Origin of the sequence: Paenibacillus paludis (assembly GCF_042610515.1) — a bacterium.
Taxonomy (GTDB): domain Bacteria; phylum Bacillota; class Bacilli; order Paenibacillales; family Paenibacillaceae; genus Paenibacillus_AQ.
The window spans coordinates 119492-138793 of sequence record NZ_JBGJZP010000008.1 but is presented as its reverse complement, the minus strand read 5'-3'; the positions used below and the strand labels follow the sequence as shown (position 1 = coordinate 138793).

Annotated in this window: 22 protein-coding genes; 14 read left to right on the top strand and 8 right to left on the bottom strand. The window is 45.3% G+C overall.

Annotated features, from left to right (window positions below; genetic code table 11):
* The first annotated feature begins 5 nt into the window (after window positions 1–5).
* The 3 genes from ACAN56_RS17600 to ACAN56_RS17590 are packed head-to-tail and all read left to right on the top strand — an operon-like array spanning window position 6 to window position 1938.
* Window positions 6–746, top strand: coding sequence for an amino acid ABC transporter permease (locus ACAN56_RS17600; RefSeq protein WP_379144523.1), 741 nt, complete (start codon window positions 6–8; stop codon window positions 744–746).
* Entirely contained in the window at window positions 739–1497 is a 759-nt protein-coding gene (locus ACAN56_RS17595; protein ID WP_379144520.1) for an amino acid ABC transporter ATP-binding protein, read from the top strand. The genes ACAN56_RS17600 and ACAN56_RS17595 overlap by 8 nt, the downstream gene beginning before the upstream one ends.
* A gap of 15 nt (window positions 1498–1512) precedes the next feature.
* Window positions 1513–1938: a GNAT family N-acetyltransferase gene (locus tag ACAN56_RS17590; RefSeq protein WP_076112453.1), complete on the top strand. Its 426-nt coding sequence runs from the start codon at window positions 1513–1515 to the stop codon at window positions 1936–1938.
* Window positions 1939–2033: 95 nt separating this feature from the next.
* Here ACAN56_RS17590 and ACAN56_RS17585 read toward each other — a convergent pair whose 3' ends face one another.
* Window positions 2034–2588 carry an SMI1/KNR4 family protein gene (locus ACAN56_RS17585; protein ID WP_379144517.1) on the bottom strand — a complete coding sequence of 185 codons (555 nt, stop codon included), beginning with the start codon at window positions 2586–2588 and terminating at the stop codon, window positions 2034–2036.
* A 135-nt stretch (window positions 2589–2723) separates the two neighbouring features.
* Here ACAN56_RS17585 and ACAN56_RS17580 point away from each other — a divergent pair, with 135 nt between their 5' ends.
* From ACAN56_RS17580 to ACAN56_RS17560, 5 genes are all read left to right on the top strand, one after another.
* A complete protein-coding gene (locus tag ACAN56_RS17580; RefSeq protein WP_379144514.1) occupies window positions 2724–3416 on the top strand; it encodes a response regulator transcription factor in 693 nt (230 codons plus the stop codon).
* Window positions 3417–3512: 96 nt separating this feature from the next.
* Complete coding sequence (locus ACAN56_RS17575) at window positions 3513–4436, top strand: ABC transporter ATP-binding protein (RefSeq protein WP_379144511.1); 924 nt, start codon at window positions 3513–3515, stop codon at window positions 4434–4436.
* Entirely contained in the window at window positions 4429–5166 is a 738-nt protein-coding gene (locus ACAN56_RS17570; RefSeq protein WP_038593974.1) for an ABC transporter permease, read from the top strand. Before ACAN56_RS17575 ends, ACAN56_RS17570 begins: the two co-directional genes overlap by 8 nt.
* 27 nt (window positions 5167–5193) lie before the next feature.
* Entirely contained in the window at window positions 5194–6096 is a 903-nt protein-coding gene (locus ACAN56_RS17565; RefSeq protein WP_379144508.1) for a sensor histidine kinase, read from the top strand.
* A 48-nt stretch (window positions 6097–6144) separates the two neighbouring features.
* Window positions 6145–6540, top strand: a complete 396-nt coding sequence (locus tag ACAN56_RS17560) for a hypothetical protein (protein ID WP_038593968.1) — start codon at window positions 6145–6147, stop codon at window positions 6538–6540.
* A 9-nt stretch (window positions 6541–6549) separates the two neighbouring features.
* Here ACAN56_RS17560 and ACAN56_RS17555 read toward each other — a convergent pair whose 3' ends face one another.
* The 3 genes from ACAN56_RS17555 to ACAN56_RS17545 all read right to left on the bottom strand — a co-directional run bounded on the left by ACAN56_RS17555 (window position 6550) and on the right by ACAN56_RS17545 (window position 10119).
* Complete coding sequence (locus tag ACAN56_RS17555) at window positions 6550–7323, bottom strand: (2Fe-2S)-binding protein (RefSeq protein ID WP_379144506.1); 774 nt, start codon at window positions 7321–7323, stop codon at window positions 6550–6552.
* A 26-nt stretch (window positions 7324–7349) separates the two neighbouring features.
* Window positions 7350–8351 carry an ABC transporter substrate-binding protein gene (locus ACAN56_RS17550; RefSeq protein ID WP_038593962.1) on the bottom strand — a complete coding sequence of 334 codons (1002 nt, stop codon included), beginning with the start codon at window positions 8349–8351 and terminating at the stop codon, window positions 7350–7352.
* A 127-nt stretch (window positions 8352–8478) separates the two neighbouring features.
* Window positions 8479–10119 carry an AraC family transcriptional regulator gene (locus ACAN56_RS17545; RefSeq protein ID WP_379144503.1) on the bottom strand — a complete coding sequence of 547 codons (1641 nt, stop codon included), beginning with the start codon at window positions 10117–10119 and terminating at the stop codon, window positions 8479–8481.
* 173 nt (window positions 10120–10292) lie between these two features.
* Here ACAN56_RS17545 and ACAN56_RS17540 point away from each other — a divergent pair, with 173 nt between their 5' ends.
* Window positions 10293–10793, top strand: a complete 501-nt coding sequence (locus ACAN56_RS17540) for a hypothetical protein (protein WP_379144501.1) — start codon at window positions 10293–10295, stop codon at window positions 10791–10793.
* 28 nt (window positions 10794–10821) lie between these two features.
* On the opposite strand, the gene ACAN56_RS17535 is transcribed toward ACAN56_RS17540, so the two are convergent.
* The 4 genes from ACAN56_RS17535 to ACAN56_RS17520 all read right to left on the bottom strand — a co-directional run bounded on the left by ACAN56_RS17535 (window position 10822) and on the right by ACAN56_RS17520 (window position 15283).
* Entirely contained in the window at window positions 10822–11625 is an 804-nt protein-coding gene (locus tag ACAN56_RS17535) for a lipase family protein (RefSeq protein ID WP_038600141.1), read from the bottom strand.
* Window positions 11626–11654: 29 nt separating this feature from the next.
* The gene (locus tag ACAN56_RS17530; RefSeq protein WP_379144499.1) at window positions 11655–12464 is read right to left on the bottom strand and encodes an alpha/beta fold hydrolase; all 810 of its coding nucleotides are present in this window, start codon (window positions 12462–12464) and stop codon (window positions 11655–11657) included.
* 149 nt (window positions 12465–12613) lie between these two features.
* Entirely contained in the window at window positions 12614–14485 is a 1872-nt protein-coding gene (locus ACAN56_RS17525) for an LTA synthase family protein (RefSeq protein WP_379144496.1), read from the bottom strand.
* A 210-nt stretch (window positions 14486–14695) separates the two neighbouring features.
* Window positions 14696–15283, bottom strand: a complete 588-nt coding sequence (locus tag ACAN56_RS17520; protein ID WP_379144494.1) for a LysE family translocator — start codon at window positions 15281–15283, stop codon at window positions 14696–14698.
* A 133-nt stretch (window positions 15284–15416) separates the two neighbouring features.
* On the opposite strand from ACAN56_RS17520, the gene ACAN56_RS17515 reads away from it, so the two are divergent.
* The 5 genes from ACAN56_RS17515 to ACAN56_RS17495 all read left to right on the top strand — a co-directional run bounded on the left by ACAN56_RS17515 (window position 15417) and on the right by ACAN56_RS17495 (window position 19182).
* Window positions 15417–16310, top strand: coding sequence for a LysR family transcriptional regulator (locus tag ACAN56_RS17515; RefSeq protein ID WP_038593948.1), 894 nt, complete (start codon window positions 15417–15419; stop codon window positions 16308–16310).
* A 155-nt stretch (window positions 16311–16465) separates the two neighbouring features.
* Entirely contained in the window at window positions 16466–17059 is a 594-nt protein-coding gene (locus tag ACAN56_RS17510) for an RNA polymerase sigma factor (RefSeq protein ID WP_038593943.1), read from the top strand.
* Entirely contained in the window at window positions 17025–18158 is a 1134-nt protein-coding gene (locus ACAN56_RS17505; protein ID WP_379144490.1) for a DUF4179 domain-containing protein, read from the top strand. Before ACAN56_RS17510 ends, ACAN56_RS17505 begins: the two co-directional genes overlap by 35 nt.
* Window positions 18159–18328: 170 nt before the next feature.
* Window positions 18329–18709, top strand: coding sequence for a hypothetical protein (locus ACAN56_RS17500; protein WP_063848052.1), 381 nt, complete (start codon window positions 18329–18331; stop codon window positions 18707–18709).
* The gene (locus ACAN56_RS17495; RefSeq protein ID WP_038593938.1) at window positions 18706–19182 is read left to right on the top strand and encodes a hypothetical protein; all 477 of its coding nucleotides are present in this window, start codon (window positions 18706–18708) and stop codon (window positions 19180–19182) included. Before ACAN56_RS17500 ends, ACAN56_RS17495 begins: the two co-directional genes overlap by 4 nt.
* Window positions 19183–19302 lie beyond the last annotated feature (120 nt).

The window sequence follows — 19302 nt, the reverse complement described above, 5'->3', positions numbered from 1 at the left end:
TACCCATGCCGAATATATTTGATATTGAGCTCGTATTTACGCTGATTCCGAAGCTGCTTAAATATTTGCCTGTGACGATTGAACTGACGCTTATATCCATGCTGGTAGGGCTTCTTCTGGGGCTCCTGCTGGCCATTATCAAGATTAAAAGAATACCCGTACTGTATCAAATTAGTGTGGTGTTCATCTCGTTCATCCGCGGGACACCGATCCTCATTCAGTTATATTTATCGTACGCAGGAATTCCGCTGATTCTGAAATATTACAATTACTATCATGATACAAGCTACAATGTGAATTCGATTTCTTCTATATTTTATGTACTGCTTGCCTTATCGTTAAATGAAGCTGCGTACAACTCTGAGATTATCCGGGCGGCCTTATTGTCTGTGGATAAAGGACAGACTGAAGCCGCGCAATCGCTAGGCATGACGTATGGCCAGGTGCTGAGACGGATCATTATTCCGGAGGCTTTTATCGTTGCCCTTCCCACGTTAGGCAATGCCCTGATTGGACTGATGAAAGGCACTTCTCTGGCGTTCGTCTGCTCGGTCGTTGAGATCACAGCCCAATCACGGATACTGGCCGGGAACAATCTCCGGTTTTTTGAATCCTATTGCTCGCTGGCTTTAATTTATTGGGCAATGACGATCCTGATTGAACAGGCGATTGCGCTGCTCGAGAAACGTCTGGACATCGACTACAAGAGCCTGCGGAGCAGAAAAGGAGATGTGATCCTTGATTGAGATTAACGGACTCACCAAATCATTTCATAAAAGTATCGTCCTCGATCACATTAACTTAACGATTGCCAAAGGAGATGTCGTCGCAGTAATTGGTTCTTCAGGCGCAGGGAAATCTACGTTGTTAAGATCCATTAATCTTCTGGAGGTACCGGATGAAGGTACGATTAAGATCGATGATCTCAAGGTGGATATGGCTAAGAAATCCAAAAAAGATGTGATTGAGCTTAGAAAAAGCACGGCAATGGTATTCCAGCAGTTTAATCTTTTCCGCCAAAAGACTGCGCTTGAAAATGTCATGGAGGGATTAACAGTTGTGAAGAAGGTTCCCAAAGAGGAAGCACGGAAAATCGCCGAACAACATCTTGCCAAAGTTGGACTCTCTGACCGGGTGCATCATTATCCCAAGCAATTATCCGGCGGGCAGCAGCAGCGGGTAGCGATTGCCCGGGCGCTCGCGATGATGCCCAAAATCCTGCTGTTTGACGAGCCAACTTCTGCACTCGATCCGGAGCTGGTCGGCGAAGTGCTGGACACGATCAAAAAGGCGGCGGAAGAAGGCAACACGATGCTGCTGGTGTCACATGAGATGAACTTTGTACGCAAAGTAGCTACAAGAGTGCTATTTCTGGATCAAGGTATCATCGTGGAGGACGGAACGCCGGAGGAAGTATTTTCACATCCGAAATCCGACAGAACCAAGCAATTTCTTGCCAATTACTACCGTGACCAGGAACCGGAATTTGCGATTTAAGAAGAGGGATTTAAGATGACCTATACTTTTCAAAAAGATAGAGGAAATATCGATTGGACCCAGGTAACCGGGTTATTGAATGGTTTTGGCTTAACGGATTTCACACCCGCGCAGACACAAACTGCCTTTGAGAACAGTGCTGTCAATGTATTTGTATTGGCTGGCGGCAAGGTTATCGGCTGTGGCAGAGCGTTGTCTGACGGCATTTCGCAAGCGGCAGTGTATAACATTGCAGTGGATGAAGCCTATCATCATAGGGGCTTGGGCAAGCAAATCATTGCTGCGATTCTGGAAGAAACAGCAGGCTGCAACGTCGTGCTGTATACCCATCCCAATACGGTTTCCTGGTACGAGGAACAAGGGTTTCGAAGAATGAAGACGGGCATGGCGATGTATCATCCCTCCCATATTGAGCAGCTGATCAAGATGGATTTTATTTGATAAATAGTTGCAGACAGAAGCTGTAAGTATAGCCTGAAGTCGTCTTAGCATAGCGCTGGGACGATTTCAGGCTTTTTATTTCTTCCGCCAGCACCCTACCCGTGCAGCTCATCGTCCACTGAAGTAGTTCCGTGGCATAACTCCGGGAACGATCCCGCAATAACAATGGAATCCTCGTAGCCGAGGTTGCCGGAATGGGATACAAGAATCGGATATTCCAGAGCATCCCTTTCCATGCGCATATCCCAAATGTAATGATTGCCGTTCCCGTCCATGGCAAAGGGCACCGCTCCCGGCATATACTGCGGAAACTCATAGGCCAGAAGCATGGGTCTTAATTCAGCCGCGCTAAAAAACTGAAAGTAGCGTTCCCCGTTCACAAACTCCCCGCCATTGGAATAACACAGAAAGTCCAGATAACTTGCAGGCAGCGCTTTGTGCGGGATGGACCATAAGCCGGGGTCAAACGGAGCGTACTGCGCATGCAGCGGATGGGCAACCGGGAAGGGATTGCGCTGCCGGCTGATGATTTCGTCGATTTCCGGCTCCGTCAGCGGTTTGTGCCAGCTCTGCATAAATTGCTCCAGCTCTGCTTCCGTTAGGCCAGGCTGCTTCTGATAACTGATTCCGAATACGTTGTCCCATTCCATGAACGATTCCCCCTTGTCCGGTCTACCGGATGATGTCACAATACGTTAAGATTAATAGAGTAGTAGAGCCAATGCAAATTACGTTTCCAGAGAAGGAACTGGAATTGGCCATAATTGTAGCTGGAGGTAACCTAAGTGGATGACTCAAACATCAAAGTACTCGTAATAGAAGATGATGCCGATATCAATCGCCTGCTGTGCCGCATGCTTACGGGCGAAGGACTTACTGCCGTCTCTGCATTTTCGGGAAGTGAAGCGTCGCTTCGGCTGTCGCTTGAAGCCTACCAGCTGGTGCTGATGGACTTGATGCTGCCGGGAATGCCTGGAGAAACGTTGATTCCGCAAATCCGGGAACAATCCACGGTTCCGATCATTGTCATTTCTGCAAAAAGCACACTGGAGGACAAGGTGGGGCTGCTTCGTTTAGGTGCGGATGATTATATTACCAAGCCCTTTGATCAGGAAGAAGTTATGGCTAGAGTGGAGGCACAGCTTCGACGTCTACAATACGTGCATGCGGTGAATCCTGGCGAAGAAATTATCCGTGTACGTGAACTGATTATGGACAAGCAGCGGCGTGAAGTGACCTTGAACAGCGAATTACTGACTTTAACTAAATACGAATTCGAAATTCTGGCACTGCTTCTGTCCAAGCCTGATAAGATTTTCTCGAAAAGTGAGATCTACCGGAATATTTGGCAAGGGACGTATCTTGGAGACGACAACACCATTAATGTACATATCAGCAACCTGCGGGCCAAAATCGCCGCGGTTACCGAAGAGGAATATATCCGCACGGTTTGGGGTATCGGGTTCAAAATAGTGTAGCCTTAACTTCTTTAAGGTTTCTTAAGGTTTTGCTTAAAGCTTATTAAGGGTGACCTGGATACAATTGAATTATCAAATTGCAAGGGAGTCATTACGATGATGCATTGTATACTGGAGATTGAGGGGCTAAGTAAAACCTACAGGGAATCACACGCACTCCAGAATATCCACCTGAACATTGCTGCAGGTGATATTTGCGCAGTAATTGGTAAAAATGGCGCTGGTAAAACTACCTTATTCAAATGTATTACCGAACAGGTCTTTCCGACGGCTGGCAAAATCACTTTGTATGGAAAAAGCGAAGCTGCCGAGGTTAGGCAGGAACGCAGGAAGATGGGTGCGCTCATTGAAGAGCCTGCATTTTTCCCGGACTTTACGGCCAGGCAGAACCTGGAATATTACCGCCAGCAGCGGGGCATCGCAGGCAAAACCTCTATCGATCAAGCCCTTAAGGAAGTGAGGCTTCTTACTACCGGGAAGAAGAAATTTAAGGCGTTTTCCCTCGGAATGAAGCAGCGGCTGGGACTGGCGCTTGCCCTGATGACTCATCCGACATTCCTGCTTCTGGATGAACCGACTAACGGTTTGGATCTGGAAGGGAAGGTGGAGATCCGTCAGCTTATTCAGACCTTGAATGAGGAAAAAAAGGTGACGATCTTAATCTCAAGTCATGTGTTATCTGAATTACAGAGCGTAGCTACCCGGTATGTTTTCATGGATCAGGGACGGATTGTTGAGCAGCTGACGGCAGAGGAACTGCTGAACAAAACCAGAAAAACCGTCGAGCTGGTTGTGAATGACAGCGGCAAAGCCGCCACGATTCTGGAAAAGCACTTCCCGGACATCCCTTATCGAATCCTGCCGGATCATCATATTCAGCTGTTCGGCGGTATGGACAAGACCGATCAAATTAACCGGGTACTCTATAGTCAGGGTATCGGTGTATTTTCGATAAATGTCACGGGAGGAGACCTGGAAGAATACTACCTGAGTCTGCTGGGAGGTGAACGTGATGCTTAATCTGATGAAAAGCGAGCAGTATCGTTTCGTCCGGACCCGAAACTATTATTTATCTGGTTTGCTTTATATCCTGCTAATGGTTGGCGCGGCTGTCACCCTGTATGCCTTTCAGCAGTCAGAGCCTAATTTCCCCTACGGAAATGAACGATTCTTCTACCGCAATGTCCTAAGCATGATGCCGGTTGTGTTCGTATTGCTCTTCATCTTTCCGCTGATCGTTATGGGCGACAATAAGAATGTGCTTAAGAATACGGTAGCTTATGGCTACAGCAGGCAAACCATCTATACAGCCAAACTGCTGATTACAATGGCCGGGTTCTTCTTGTTCGCTCTTGTACTGGTGGGAGTGTCCCTGCTTCTGGGAACTACCCTGTTGGTTCGCAATGTTGATCACGCACTCACGGAATATACGAGGATGCTGCTTAACATGCTGCCCCTCATGATTGCAGGAATCACAACCTACTACTGTCTTGCTGCCATCATGAAGAAAAATGCACAGCTGCTCATCGCCTACCTGCTCATCTATTTCCTGCCACATTATATTCTGGGTTACCTCCAAGGCAGATTTACATGGGCAGGGTGGTTGCATAGTCATGGACCCGCTTATTATTTGCTCAATGCCTATGAAGAGATGGGCTATGCAGCCTGGGAACCGTGGGCAGTGGGGGCGGTCTATACGCTGGTATTTTATACGCTAGGGCTATATCTGTTCAAGAAAGAAGAGTTCTGACTATAGGTCCAGGAGGGGATAAGGAACATGCATCTAGCTCTCGTCATAACTGCTGCCTTAACGGCTGCTTTGTTTCTTATTCCCTATATACTGCAGCGGCGGAGCATTATGCAAGTACGAAAACAACTGGCAGAAGTAGACCATCCTCCCACGCAGCACCTGAACGTAAAGCTGCCTTTGCCGGGACGTGAGATGGAGCAGCTGGTGGTTGCCATTAACCGGCAGCTCGATCAGCGCAGGAAAGAACAAGTGACCCATCAATCGAGAGAGCTTGCAATCAAGCAGGAAATCGCCAACATTTCTCACGATTTGCGGACACCTCTTACTTCAATGCAAGGCTACGCCAATCTGCTGAAGGACCCGGCAATCCCAATAGCGGAGCGGCAGGAGTACCTGGACATTATTCTGCATAAAATGACGGTGATGAACAACATTGTGGAGTCGTTCTATGAATTATCCAGTCTGGAGTCCGGGGACTATCCTATGGATATGCAGCCCCTCTATCTGTACAGCTTGTTGAGCGAAGTAATTCTCGCGTTCCATACGGACCTTGTGCAGAAGAACATTGAAGTTCAGCTGAACTTGGATGAAGCGGTGCGGACGATCTGGCTGGATGAGAAAGCCATGATTCGAATTTTCTCCAATGTGCTGCAGAACGTGCTTAGGTATGCCAAAAACCGGCTTGCGATTTCTTTATTTACAAAGGATCACAAAGTAATGATTATTTTCGCGAATGACACCGATCATATCCACGAACAGGATCTTCCCAAGCTGTTCGAGCGAACCTATACCAGTGATCACTCCAGAGCAAGCGGCCAATTGGGCCTCGGCTTATCCATCGTGAAACAACTGGTAGAGAAGCAGGGGGGGAGCCTTGGCGCCGCACTTGCGGATGGGGAGTTTCAATTGGTTCTTACGTTTGGAGAATGACAGAAAGGGAGCCGCACCCAATACTTTAGCAGCTCAGGGGAGGACAAAATGAACAAACGGATTGCAATTCTATGGGTCACTATCATTTTCATGTTTGTTATAGCTGGTTGTAATTCCAACAAAAGTTCAGTCAGCCGGGAATGGAGTACATCCAATCCAACTGCGGAAGATGTTCTGTCTGACAATTCCAATGCGAATATCTTTATGTTCTCGGATATCATTTATAACTCTGGGATTCCATGGGTGGATGAATTAGAACTTCATAAAGATCAGTATGTAACGGAAATTATTGAACAGTCCGGAGATGGCAAGGAATTTAAGAATGGCACGGCCAATCAATTATCCATTGGGACAAAGATCTACAGCGTCAAGGAACGGAGCGATATATTCATCGCGGAAACTAAAGACGGAGATTTGAGATTTTATGGGTTAGTGGAAGGGTGAAGGGCAACATCAGGATGGGAACCTTGCTGCCCGATCCTTTGCATTCAATCGCGGACAAGTATCGCAATATCCGAACCCGGTATCCAAGCGATAAGCAAGGCAGCAGGCTGTCTTAAGCAAGAGTCTCTGATTGCTTTGAGCCGGGTCTTCAATGTACCGCAGCTTCACATCAAACGGATTACTGCGAAGCCCGAAGGCTTTGGGATCGATACCCTGCTTCAGGATATTATAATGATTACTGATTTGAAGCCTGCTTTCCACGGACGAAGCTCCGGCAAGTTCCTCTTCCATTCGAGAGTACAACGTATTGGTGATTTGCCCCCATAACTGCATGACGTTTATTTGAGCCACTGCAGACAAAATTTCGATTAGCGGTCTAACAAGATCGTTGTAAAAGGAATGGAGTACCTTCGTACTCCACACTTCCCGGTCTACAGTCGGAATTTCAATACGCCTTATTTCGTTTATCTTAAATGAAAACAAAGGGTACTGGGTGTCTGCATCATACAATTGTACAGATATATTCCGTAATGACAATTCCAATATGGTTTCTTCGCCGCAAAACAACATGTGCTGCATAGCAGCACACAGCTCACCAAGCCAGGTACAGAAAAAAACGGCAGTGGTCGAGCGTTCTCTTGACTTGATATAAGGACCGTAAGTATCGAGCAGGAGTAACGTATGTCCTGCTTGGAGTAAATCATATGCTGACATAGCAAGTATGGTATTGCAAGGCTCATGCAGGGTCAGGAAATACTTGTCTTCCAATTGCTTAAAGTCCATCCGCTCCACCACCTGTCACCGTCACCTTACTCATTCCCTTTCTTCTCAAACGCATCAAGTACATCGTTAATTGCACTACTGTCTGCCAAAGGAGACATCCCCAGATTGAACCATTCTTTGCCATTCATCATGTATATCTGGTTTTTCTTCACGGCCGTCATATTTTTCCAGAGCGAGCTGTCCAGCATTTCTTTATACCTGTTCTGAACTTTTTCGTTGGACTCGTCATCAAGCTGCAGAATGATATGATCAGGATTATAATCGGGGATTTTCTCTAATGAAATCGAAATGCTCTTTTCATTTTGCGGGAATTCCTTAACGGGTGACAAGCCTAACACTTTATGGATGAAGCTGCCCCGATCGATATTTTCTCCATAAATAATCAGTTGATCTGCCATAATCATCATATACATTACAGTTTCGTTGCCAACAAGAGTATCTAGTTTAGCCTTGGCGTCGGCTTCTTGCTGGTGCAAATCTTCAATGACCTGCTCAGCTTGTTCCTTCTTGTCTAGAACCTCAGCAATATCGAGTAATTCCTCACGCCAATGATCCCGTTGTGGCAAAAGCACGGTTGGTGCAATTTTGGAAAGCTGCTCATAATCCTTTTCGGACCACCACACGGGTGCAATAATGAGGTCCGGTTTAGCAGACAATATGGCTTCAAAGTTAGGGGTTTCGGCAATCCCGGTTTTCAATGCATCTTTTAATCCTTCTTCTAAATAAGAAGGGAAATCCTGATGGTAATTCTGAACGGCAACCGGTGTCACACCTAGAGCATATAAGAACTCGGGATACACGACTGAAAGACCAATAACCCTTTTAGGTTCTGTAGGAATTCGGATGTCTCCGTTTGTACTTTTTACAACACGCTGCTTATTATCGGATGCACTTGCGCTTGTTTCAGCAGAGTCTCCGGATGCCGTGCCGGAATTATCTGATGCTGTGTTTTTGCCCGCACATGCCGTGCTCAGCATTATTAACAATAGGATAACTAGTCCCGTGATCATTATTTTATTTCTTTTCATTCGCCGATACTCCTCTTATAAACTAATTTGCCAATGACAACCTCGCAATAAGATTGATTATCATTATCACATAGATGGAGTATAAATGATTTTGTAGCTTCGGCATATTGACGATAACGACATTTTTTTATGCACGATTACGCCACAGCTTGAGGGCTTCGTCGAGGATGAGATCATGTGTGAAAGCCGTATACTCTACCCAAGGATATGTGGGAAGGAAGTCGACATGCCCGTTCCTGACTGCTTTTAGCTCCCGCCAAGATGCTGAGCGCATAAGATCACGCCAACTTGATTGGGACAGCGGGTCTTCGTTCAGGATAAGCAATATCCGATCTGGGCAGAAATCCGTTAACTCATCTGGGGTCAGCTGCTGATTCGGATTCATACGATCGACACCGCGTGCGGGGACAAGATGCAGATCGTCGTAGAACACAGCGTCCAGGCTCCTACAGCCCAAAACATGGTAGCGGTCTCCAGTGATTCTAAGGATGAGAAGATTTTCTTCCCCGATCGTGTTCTTAATCTGTTCTCTTACAAAATGGGCTTTGCGCTCATAGTTACCAAGCCAGGTTTCTGCTATTGCTGTTTTGTCCAGAAATTGTGCAATCAAGCGCAAATGTCCACGCCAGTCGTTGTCAATCCAGGGTACGAAAAATGCGGGTGCAATTTGCCTGATCCTTGTCTGCTCCTCGGCAGATACGAAGCTGTCGATTCCGATAATAAAATCAGGCTCAGCGAGCTTAAGCTCATCCCTTTTCAATGAATGATCCGTACTCAGCGGCAGAACAAGATCCGTTTGGTATTTTCGCTGATAATAGTTTGTCCAGGGATGATCGGATGGTGCAGCCCTAGGGGTGACTTGAATCGGGAGCAATTGACCGATGCTAGACCCGTGATAAGCGGCAATTTTTTGCTTGCTGTTTCTCATAAATGCGGCTGGCGGGAGTCCTGATATCTGTTTGAATTTGCGCCGGAAATAAAGATCATCAGGGTATCCCACATGCCGGGCAATATCCTTGAGCCTGTATTCTCCTCCTGTCCTCATAAGCTGCTGCGCCTGCGTGATCCGGAAGGCTGCCAAATAGTCGATCGCACTGCAGCCGTATCTTTTCTTGAATAACCTCATGAAGTGGCGGGAGCTGACTCCCGCCACCTTGGCCAATTGCTCAATCGACAACTCCTCTTGATAATGCTGCTCTATGTAGGTTTTCACATATTCAAGTGCTGCATCCGAATCCTTTGCCTGTACAACATGAGCATCCTGCAAGATATGATACAGAAGCTCTTGAAAGAGAATGTGGCTACGAAACCGTTCCAATTGATCTTCGCTTTGAAAGAAGTTACAAATGCTTTCGCACAATGCGTTAACAGAAACTGGAGAAGAGGCGGCAACCTCGCCTTTTACCGGGAACACACTGTCCCGCTTAACCATCTGCATAGGATCAACTGTTGATTTATCATCCTCAATGACATCGAACCGCAAATAATAGAATCCGCGTTCATCAAACGAGTGTGCCACGGCTTGAATCAATTGACCGGGTGTGCACACATACATGTTGCCCTCCCGCATTTCGATGAACTGTCCGTCAACGTTCAGCCACCCTTGACCGCTTGCCGCGATAAGAAGCTGGTGCGATTCGATGAACTGAAGCTTTATTTCCCATTCGTTCGGACTGCACTTGATATGAATAATCTCCCGAAGTTTACAGGATAAATTATCTAATGGAATATACGGTTTATTAACTATGTTCTTATTCTGATTAAGCAAGTAAAAATCACCACCTCTATGGCTAATTAAAGAACATTCTAGCTCACAATCATGATGACCGCAATTGGGATAGTAGAGTGCAAACAATAACCATTCAAGGTATAATAACAAATATTTACTTTTGAAAGTGTAGCAATTATTTCGGGGAGTACCCAAGGCTGGAGGAAGCAACAATGCGAAGGAAGACAGTAGCCATATGGAGTGGCGTCATTTTTTTAATCGTTATCGGTATAGGTGCGGGTTATAAAATGTATGACAATGATACCGCAAACTATGATATGTGGAGCAGCAGGTGGGGAATAACGATCCCTAAACCAGCTGAGCTAGTAGTTGTATTTGAAAGTGAACCGAGTTTTCATGGGGATGGAGAAGGATACTATGTTCTGAATTATAACGAAGAACAACTGGCAAAGGTTCAAGACCAGGCACTCTGGCAGCCAATAACTGAAGAATCAAGGCATTCCCTGGAAGAAGAAGTATTGCGGTTCACACAATCTATTATACCGGTGTCACAGAAAGAGATTGCTGAATACGGTAAACTTTATCAGAACTACCCGACGGAGTATAACGCAGGTGATTATTATTATTACAAAAAGAAAGAGGACGGCAGTTACTGCATCATCATCCTTAACGTGGATAAGCAACGGTTGTACTTGATGGAATGGATACAATAAGGCGCCAATTCATGGATAGCGGCCTGAATTAGTTTGGCACTTTCACTTCAATGAGCGGGCAAAAACCGGGATTCGCCTGACATAATTGTTCGGTAAACTCCGGCTGAAGCTTGGAGAGCGCTGTGAAATAACTTCCAATAATGTGATTGAGACCAACAGCACCATTCTGGAAAGACTGCGGGTTGAGGGTCTGAACATGACTGTAATAGTACCTTTTTTCCCGCTTAGGCAGCTTGTAGATAGAGGGTGGAGTGTAGGTCACGACGTCAAAAGGATTGGCAATGCGGTAGCTGTTCGGAACATACCTTGTACATACTTTTGCAAAGGCTGGATCGCCTACACGAGGGGACCCATAAGTGAATAGATATGGTGAGCGGTAATCCGTATTGGCACTCAGATCGACTGCACACATTGTCGCAAGTGCTGCACCGAGGCTGTGGCCTGTAATGTATAATGTCTTGCCGGGTTCGATCTTGGACAGTGCTGAGAGAATTCCTTCACGGGCCGAAGAATAGATGTCTGTGAACCCGCGATGGGTAAGGCAATCTTCCTTAATATATTTGAATTTTCTCTGTGAGGCGATGATGTCCGAGATCCAATTGGTTGTCGAGCTGGTCCCCCGAAAAGCAATAATTATCTCCTGTGGAGATTCCATAATAAATCCGAAGTTTTCCCATACATGGCCCAAGGATTTCGCCTTGATTACATGATTGACCGAATAATTCGCCGGCACGGCGAACGAACCATCCGTATTCGAAAATTGCGCATAGGTCTGTCCGCAGACAGCAGCCAGAAAAATCGCCCATTGCTCATAACCCTTATTGCTGCCCATCTGCATCCCGCCCTTCTTTCTTATTTAGGCTACCCGACAAACCTGGACAGCTCCCGGTTGAATTTTTCGCGTTCGTCATAGAACAATCCGTGGCCGCTATTCTCGAATGGCACAAGCACAGAATTCTTTATCCCTTGATGCTGCACCACAGCCAAAGGGTAGTAACAAACTTGATCATGGATGCCATGAAGAATCAAAGTAGGGACCTGTATTTTTGGGAGATCCTGAAATAATACTTCGGCGAGCCAGGCGTTGGAGACGGCTATAGTGGACCAGCTCGCTGCCTGCAGTCCTAATTGGAAGAACCAGTCCGAGAACGGCTGCGATACTTTTTGATAGAAGAATTGTTCTCCGAAGTCACGCAGCATCTTGGGCCGATCCTGATAGGTCGCTTGAATGATCTGATCTATAGCTTCTTTTGTGGTGCCATAAGGAAAACCGGGCCGCTGAATCAGGCTGGGAGCAGCCGAGGCGAAAAGCGCAAGTTTGGACACCCCATACCCGTTGTGGCGGGCCATATAACGTATAGTTACAGCTCCTCCGGTGGAGTGTCCCGCGAGTGTAATGTCCCGAATCCCTAAAGCCCCGATAACACACCGGATATCATCCGCTAACCGATTGTAGTCGTATCCGCTCAGAGGTTTATCCGAATTCCCGAATCCCCGCATATCCATTCCGATACAGCGATATCCCATGGGCACCAGACGATTGTACTGATATTCGAACATCTTGTGGTTCGCAGGCCAGCCATGGATGAACAAAATCGTTTTCCTGCCTAGCGGGTTGATATCATTTACATATACATTCACCTGCGGTTCTACTCTAATCCAATGTTCCATTAGGCTTCCCTCATTCATCCGTTAATTTGTCTTTTCAAGACATATTATTCAGCTGATTGGGTTAAGTGCCTACAAAAAAAACCACCGTTTAATAACGGTGGGGTTGAATGAGCTATGTAGGGCTGTCCTTGCCGTGAGGGCTGTGCCTACTATTCTACTTCGGCAACTTCTCTATCAGGTAATTGCGTCACATAACTGTCTGACAGCCGGAGGAGCTCCAGGGCACGATTGAACTCATCTTCAGTGGATTGAAGCGGTTTAGCGCCATCTCCGGATAAAGTATAATGTTGGCCGTCTTCAAACCCGCTGCCGGATAAGAAAAGCTCTTCGTTATTCACGAAAGATCCGGTAGGTAAATAATAGCGTTGAGGCAGCAGGTTATAGGCGGATTCATTTAACAGATCCTGTCCAAAATGAATATGGTTATCTAGCGTTACCCCTAATAAATTGGATATCGTAGGTAAAATGTCAACCTGTCCGCCTAATTGATCCTTTACGGTTGGAGTCGTAATCCCCTTAGAAGCTATGATTAACGGAATATTAATCAAATCGCGTTCCGTATATTCATGGTTCAGAATTTCCTCAAGTAAGACTTTATCCTCATCCTTAAGTGAGAAAATAGGAAGTCCCCGATGATCACCATATAATGCGATTAAGCTGTTATCCCATACGCCGTTCTGCTTTAGTTCGTCGATAAACTGTCCAAGCGCGTAATCCGCGTAATTCTGAGCACGAATATAATCGCCAACGAGCGTTCCTTCGAATCGCTCCGGCAATGTCATTTTGTATTTGCTTTCCGGAATCGAGAACGGATTATGAGAGGACATGGAGATTACATGTGAATAGAAAGGTTGAGCACTTTGGTCCATTCGGGCCAGCTCTTGCGATGTCTTCTTGTAAAGAACTTCATCGGACGCCCCGTAGAAGACGGTGTCATCTTCACCGAAGTAAGATTTGTCATAAAAGCGGTCGAATCCTAATGCCTCATAAAGCTCCCCGCGGTTCCAAAAGTCAACTTCATTCGTATGGAAGGTTGCTGTATCATAACCCTGCGCCTGGAGTAGCTTAGGTAAGCTTGGAAGCTCTTTGGGAGCATATATATCAGTAGCTGGACCATTCGGTGGTACATAAAAAGAAGTGTTCACGATAAATTCAGCATCGGAAGTGTTGCCTTGTCCAACCTGCTGGTAGAAACGGGGGAAATAGAAATTCCCGGCGGCAAGCTTGTTCAGATTCGGAGTGATTTCCTGCCCGTCAATCGACAAGTTAATCAGGAAGTTCTGAAAAGACTCCATTTGAATAATAATCAGGTTCTTTCCTTTGGCGGCTCCGAACAAGAGCGGATTAGATTGAGCCTCAATGCCTTTAGTTTGATCAATGACGGATTGATTAATTTTGGAGAGCTCAATAAGCTCTTCTTCACGCTCCGCAAGCAGGGCGTAGGCTTCATAGTTGAGAATTCCCATTTGCTCAGCCTGGATGGTTTCATTCATACTGGCCTGGTTCGGAAAAATATTCATTACACAGATCGCGAAAGAAACACAGAACAAGGCAGCCACCACTTTGCGGTTACTTCGGCGTGACATGGCTTTTTTCCAGGCGACTGCTTTCTTTCGGCTAAACATAACAAAACTAATGATAATGATATCCAGAAAAATAAGCATATATTGAGGGTGCATGACCGAAAAAATACTTTTCTTCACGGCTCCCACCTGTTTCGCCTGGCCGATGACCTGAGAAGTAGCAATAATACCAAAATGATTATGATATACAATCAGAGAGAAGAACAAAACGGTAATGAGCAAATTCACAAACATGTAGATGGCTATTTTACGTTTCGTAGCGAACCATTCGATCAAGCAGAAGATCAATAGCACAAAAGGAATTTCTTTGAACCATGTAGTCCAGGTTGGCCCGTCTTCGAACAAGTAATACCAAGCAAAATAGCTTTTGGCAAGCATGATCAGTGAGAAAAATAATATGGATCTTTTACTGAGTGTACGTGGTTTCTTCAACCGCATCGGTTATGCGCATCCTTTTCTTTTTAATTAGTCCATTCTATTACATGGAAGCGCTCAAAATCAACTAGATTGGAAGAAGGATTTAAGAGAAATGCAACCTTATTATGTAAAATTCATGTCAATTACTGGATTTGACTACTCACAGTATAATTCTCCTAACAAGCTAAGGAGGTCTATATGAGGGCTGAAGTGTTAAAAGTTGAAGCCATGCTATTTCGTGAACATCAGATAAACTGCTACTATAATCAATGATCCTCCCATTACCAGGTTAAACACTTTGATCCCGTTCTTCACTTTGGTGAGAAATTGCAGTTTTGAGCCCAGAAGGGCCCAGGCGGAAAGCGAAAGATAGCAAATCAGGAAATAGATACATACAAAGACAAGCAGGGAAGAATAGGATTCATTTAACCCAAAGGCCGAAACACCGGAAAGGCAAGCGATCCAAGCCTTGGGATTAAGCCACTGCATGAGCAAGCCATGACGGTAATGTGGGAGCCGCTCCTCCTTGAATTCGATCTCTGGACGGGATACCATTATTTTGTATCCAATATAACTCATGTACCCTGCGCCCGCGTATCTTAGCAACTGATAGAATACCGGAGCTTGGGCTACGAGATTGGATATTCCAAGTCCAACGGCGATTAGCAAGAGCGTAAAGCCGACAGTTGCGCCGGACACCAACGGGATAGAACGCTTGAATCCGTAATTGACTCCTGTAGACAGAATTGTCATGTTCACCGGACCTGGAGAAATCGACATGGTTAATGAAAAAAAGCACATGGCAATGAATAGAGACATAATTGCACACTCCTTGTCAGTCATTCTAGAGTTACTATAGTTGATCCGAATCACGCCGTCCAATTGTATGTTCGGATGAAGTCGATCGGAAAAACGGATGGTTTATTTAACCGCAATTAAAGGGGGGAGTGCCGTGGAACTGTACCAATTAAAGACCTTTGTCGAGATCGCCCGGACAGGCAATTTAACCGAAGCGGCAGCACAGCTCAACACGAGCCAACCGGCAACAAGCGCGCAGCTGAAAGCTCTGGAGAATGAGCTGGGTTTTGCACTTTTTTACCGAACCTCCAGAGGGATGGTCCTTACGGAAAAAGGTTCACAGCTACTGCCAGAAGCGCAGAAAATACTCGTATCCATTGACGATTTTCACAATAAAGCAAGTGATTTGCTGACAAATTCAACGGAACCCATTCGGATTGGATTGAATACAGACGGGCAGGTTCTTCAAATCAAACCATTGATTGAGTTCATCTCGGAGAGTTTGCCGCAAGTAGAGCTGCATTTTATGGACATCAAAAGTGAAGATTTCTTTAAGGATGTGACCAGCTCCCGGATAAGCGCGGGTTTTTACTATGGAACTGCCGGACATCCGTCCGTACATTCGATCAAACTGCATTCCTTCAGGATGGTTGTTGTCTACCCTAACAGCTGGGCTATGCCTGAAGGGGAGTTAACGTTGGAGTATTTTACTCAGAAGCCATGGATCTGGACGACACAGGGTTGTCCCTTCTATAAACAATCCATTGATTATTTCCTGCAGCAGAAACTGCTTCCGCTCAAAATCATGTATGTCGATGACGAATCGCTGATCGGGGATTTGGTCGGGCGGGAGACCGGCTGCTCGCTGCTGGCGGAGCCGATCGCAATGCGTTTTGCCGAGGACAATAAGCTGCAGATCTGGAACGGCATTGATCTTGAGATTGATCTGTATTTTGGGTATCCGAAAGATAAACGGAGTGATTCTGTGCTTCATGAAATAGGCTTGATCGTAGAGCGAATGTGGCAAATGGCGGAAATTGAGTATTAAGGGCAATTTGCTGTGAACATACGATTCTAATTAGACTCTTCAAGGGAAGGGTCTTTTTCGTAAGCTTGAAAGAAATAGAAGAAATCACCTGATCGTGTCACAAAATCATGCTTTGGGATTGTTATATAGGTAAACATACGGAAGGAGGTGAGATTGTGCAGCCAACCATCCCCGGGGAAGAGGATGATAGGAAGAAAATGATCGAGAAGGCTGTGGAAGCAGTCAGAGCAGGAGACAAGCATTCCTACGAAATTATCATTCATCAGTTTGAGCGGCAAATGTATACCTATTGTTTCTATATTCTAAAAAATCATACAGAAACAGAAGATGCCGTGCAGGAAATCTTTATCCGCGCCTATCAGAACCTTCATCACTACAGTAGCAGTATTTCTTTTTCGGCTTGGCTTTACAAGCTGGCATACCATCATTTGATCAACATGAAGAAGAAACAAGGTCGTTGGCTTAGGCTGGTTGAACATTGCAAAGACGAGCAGTCACAGATGCACATCTCCCGACAAGACTCGGTGATCTACGAACTTATGGCCTATCTCACAACGGAAGAACGTCATATCCTGCTTCTAAAAGCGGTAGAACAGTACACCTTTGAGGAGATAAGTGGAATTATGGGACTCAAGACCGCTACGGTCAGAAAAAAATATGAACGGCTGCGCAAAAAGCTAATGGAACGCATAGGCCACAAAGGAGAGAGAGTACATGGGACAATTGCCGAAGCAAACAGAACATACTGAGCTGGATGCCATTGAACAAATAATTCGTGAATCCACTTTGCCAAAGCGAGAACTGAGCAGTTACATTATGAACAAGATTGGGGAGCATGATATGAGCAGAAGAACAAGAACATCGAATTCAAAATCCAGTGTCTTCAAAAAAACCGCAATTGCGGCATCAATTGCAGGGGTGCTTGGTGCAGGTACGATCGGCGCAGGATTTGTATCACCGGTCATGGCAGAAACTCTAAAGCAGATTCCGGGCCTTGGCATCATTTATGAAGGAACGAGCCATCAAGCGGTAGAGACCGCTATTGCGCAAGGAATTCTATCCGAACCTGGACAAAGTGTGACTCATGACGGAATCACTCTGAAGCTGGGCAATCTGCTGTATGATGGCACACGTCTATCTTTCGTGCTGGAACACGAAGGTGCAGATGTGAATGATCCGATACCAAAGCTTGAACTTCCGGTTCTGCTTGCTGACGGGCAGGAGATCAAGTTCAGCTCAGGTAGTTTTGGTGATGTGCCATTTCAAGAGAACGCTTATCTGGTCGAATTGACACATGGTTTGAATCTGCCTGACCAATTCGATCTGACGATTCAGGCTAAAATCGCTAAGGTGAATGAAACTTATGAATTCAAGGTACCTGTACAGTTGGACGACAATGCGCTTGTGGTCAAGCCGGACATTTCCAAATCGGATGGATCCTTTAGTTATACCGTCAAGGAATTGTTTGTTTCTCCAGTCTCCACCCGTCTGATCTTGGACAGCCAAGGTGAGGTTCCACAGTCTAAGGAGCAGTCAGGCGACTACAGTGCAAGTAAAGTGTACTATGAGATTGTTGATGATCAGGGAAATGCCTTTGACCCATACAGATTCGGGTTCTTCAACAGCAAACCGGAAACTTCGTATCACGTTAATGAACTGTATGCTCCATTTGCCGCTACACCTAAGACGGTAACAATCAAACCATTTACATTGACCATGAAGAATGATGACTTTAGTATTGTTGGGCAAAAGAAAGACAGCAAAGGCAATATTCTTCCAGGGACTGAAAATCTGGGAAAGCGCACATATCTGAAGGATTTGGAAGTGACCATCCCTCTGCAACCGTAAATGACGTGACAGTCCTATCTGCATAGCTTGATTAGAAAATCATGCCGAAATGGCGTGGTTTTCTTGTGTAGGAAGGTGACTATTGTTCGATTACAAATTGTGGAATCTATGTTACAATCACTCTGCAAAAGAATATTGCAACTATACATACATATGGAGGGAATTGTAAGATGGATATTATTGGCCTGGGGGGACTCCCTTGGGATACATTAGAGCAGGAGGTTGAACAAGGCGGGAAATTTGTCGTGTATACATATTGTATATCCATCATCTTCATGACCTTCCGGAAGAGTTCGTCAATCTATTACATAGAACCAAGAATGGGTTCAGTTGGTACAGGGCTCAAATTCACGTTTATTAGTGTATTGTTCGGATGGTGGGGCATACCGTGGGGGCCGATTTATACCATTGGTTCGCTATTTACGAATTTAAGTGGAGGCCGTGATGTGACAGTAGAAGTAATGGATTCGATGATAGCAGAACGAAGAGAGCAGTCACAGTTGCTTAATTTTATTGAACGAGTAAAGGACAAATTGGAGAATCAAGTATGATCCTTCCGGAAGGTATTACGGGATTTGGCAAGAGTTTAGCCACAACAAAAATTACGGATAAAGAATTTAAATTCTTCTGTCACCAATTTTCAGAAGAATTAGGGTTGGATATAGTTAATGTTGTAGAGATTTTTTACACTTCAAATTACTACATTGGAGAACTGGCTAAAGCATCTGGTAAGGTGTATATAATCATGAACAAACAATATCCTTTCGTAGCATTTGCAAGCGAATATAGAAATGGAAATATTGAATTTATTGATAATACATATTATATTAATACCTTTTCTCGATGCAGAGAGCAATTTGAAAGTAATGATCGCTGCGATATTTATCGCATATTAGGGCTTGAGGATCTTGAAATGAGAGTTAATGAAGAGATGATTCAAAACCTGAACCAAGATGAACTGAAGCAGATTAAATATTGGAAACCACAAGTACTTAAAGAGATAGTTTTTAATAATTGGGATTAATGAATCAACCTGACAGAGACTCTTCCCGGGAAGGGTCTTTTTTACGCAAATTGCTGAATAGAGCGGATCAGAATGAAGCATGTCTCGATAAGCTGGATGAACATTACTACTTAGGTTGGC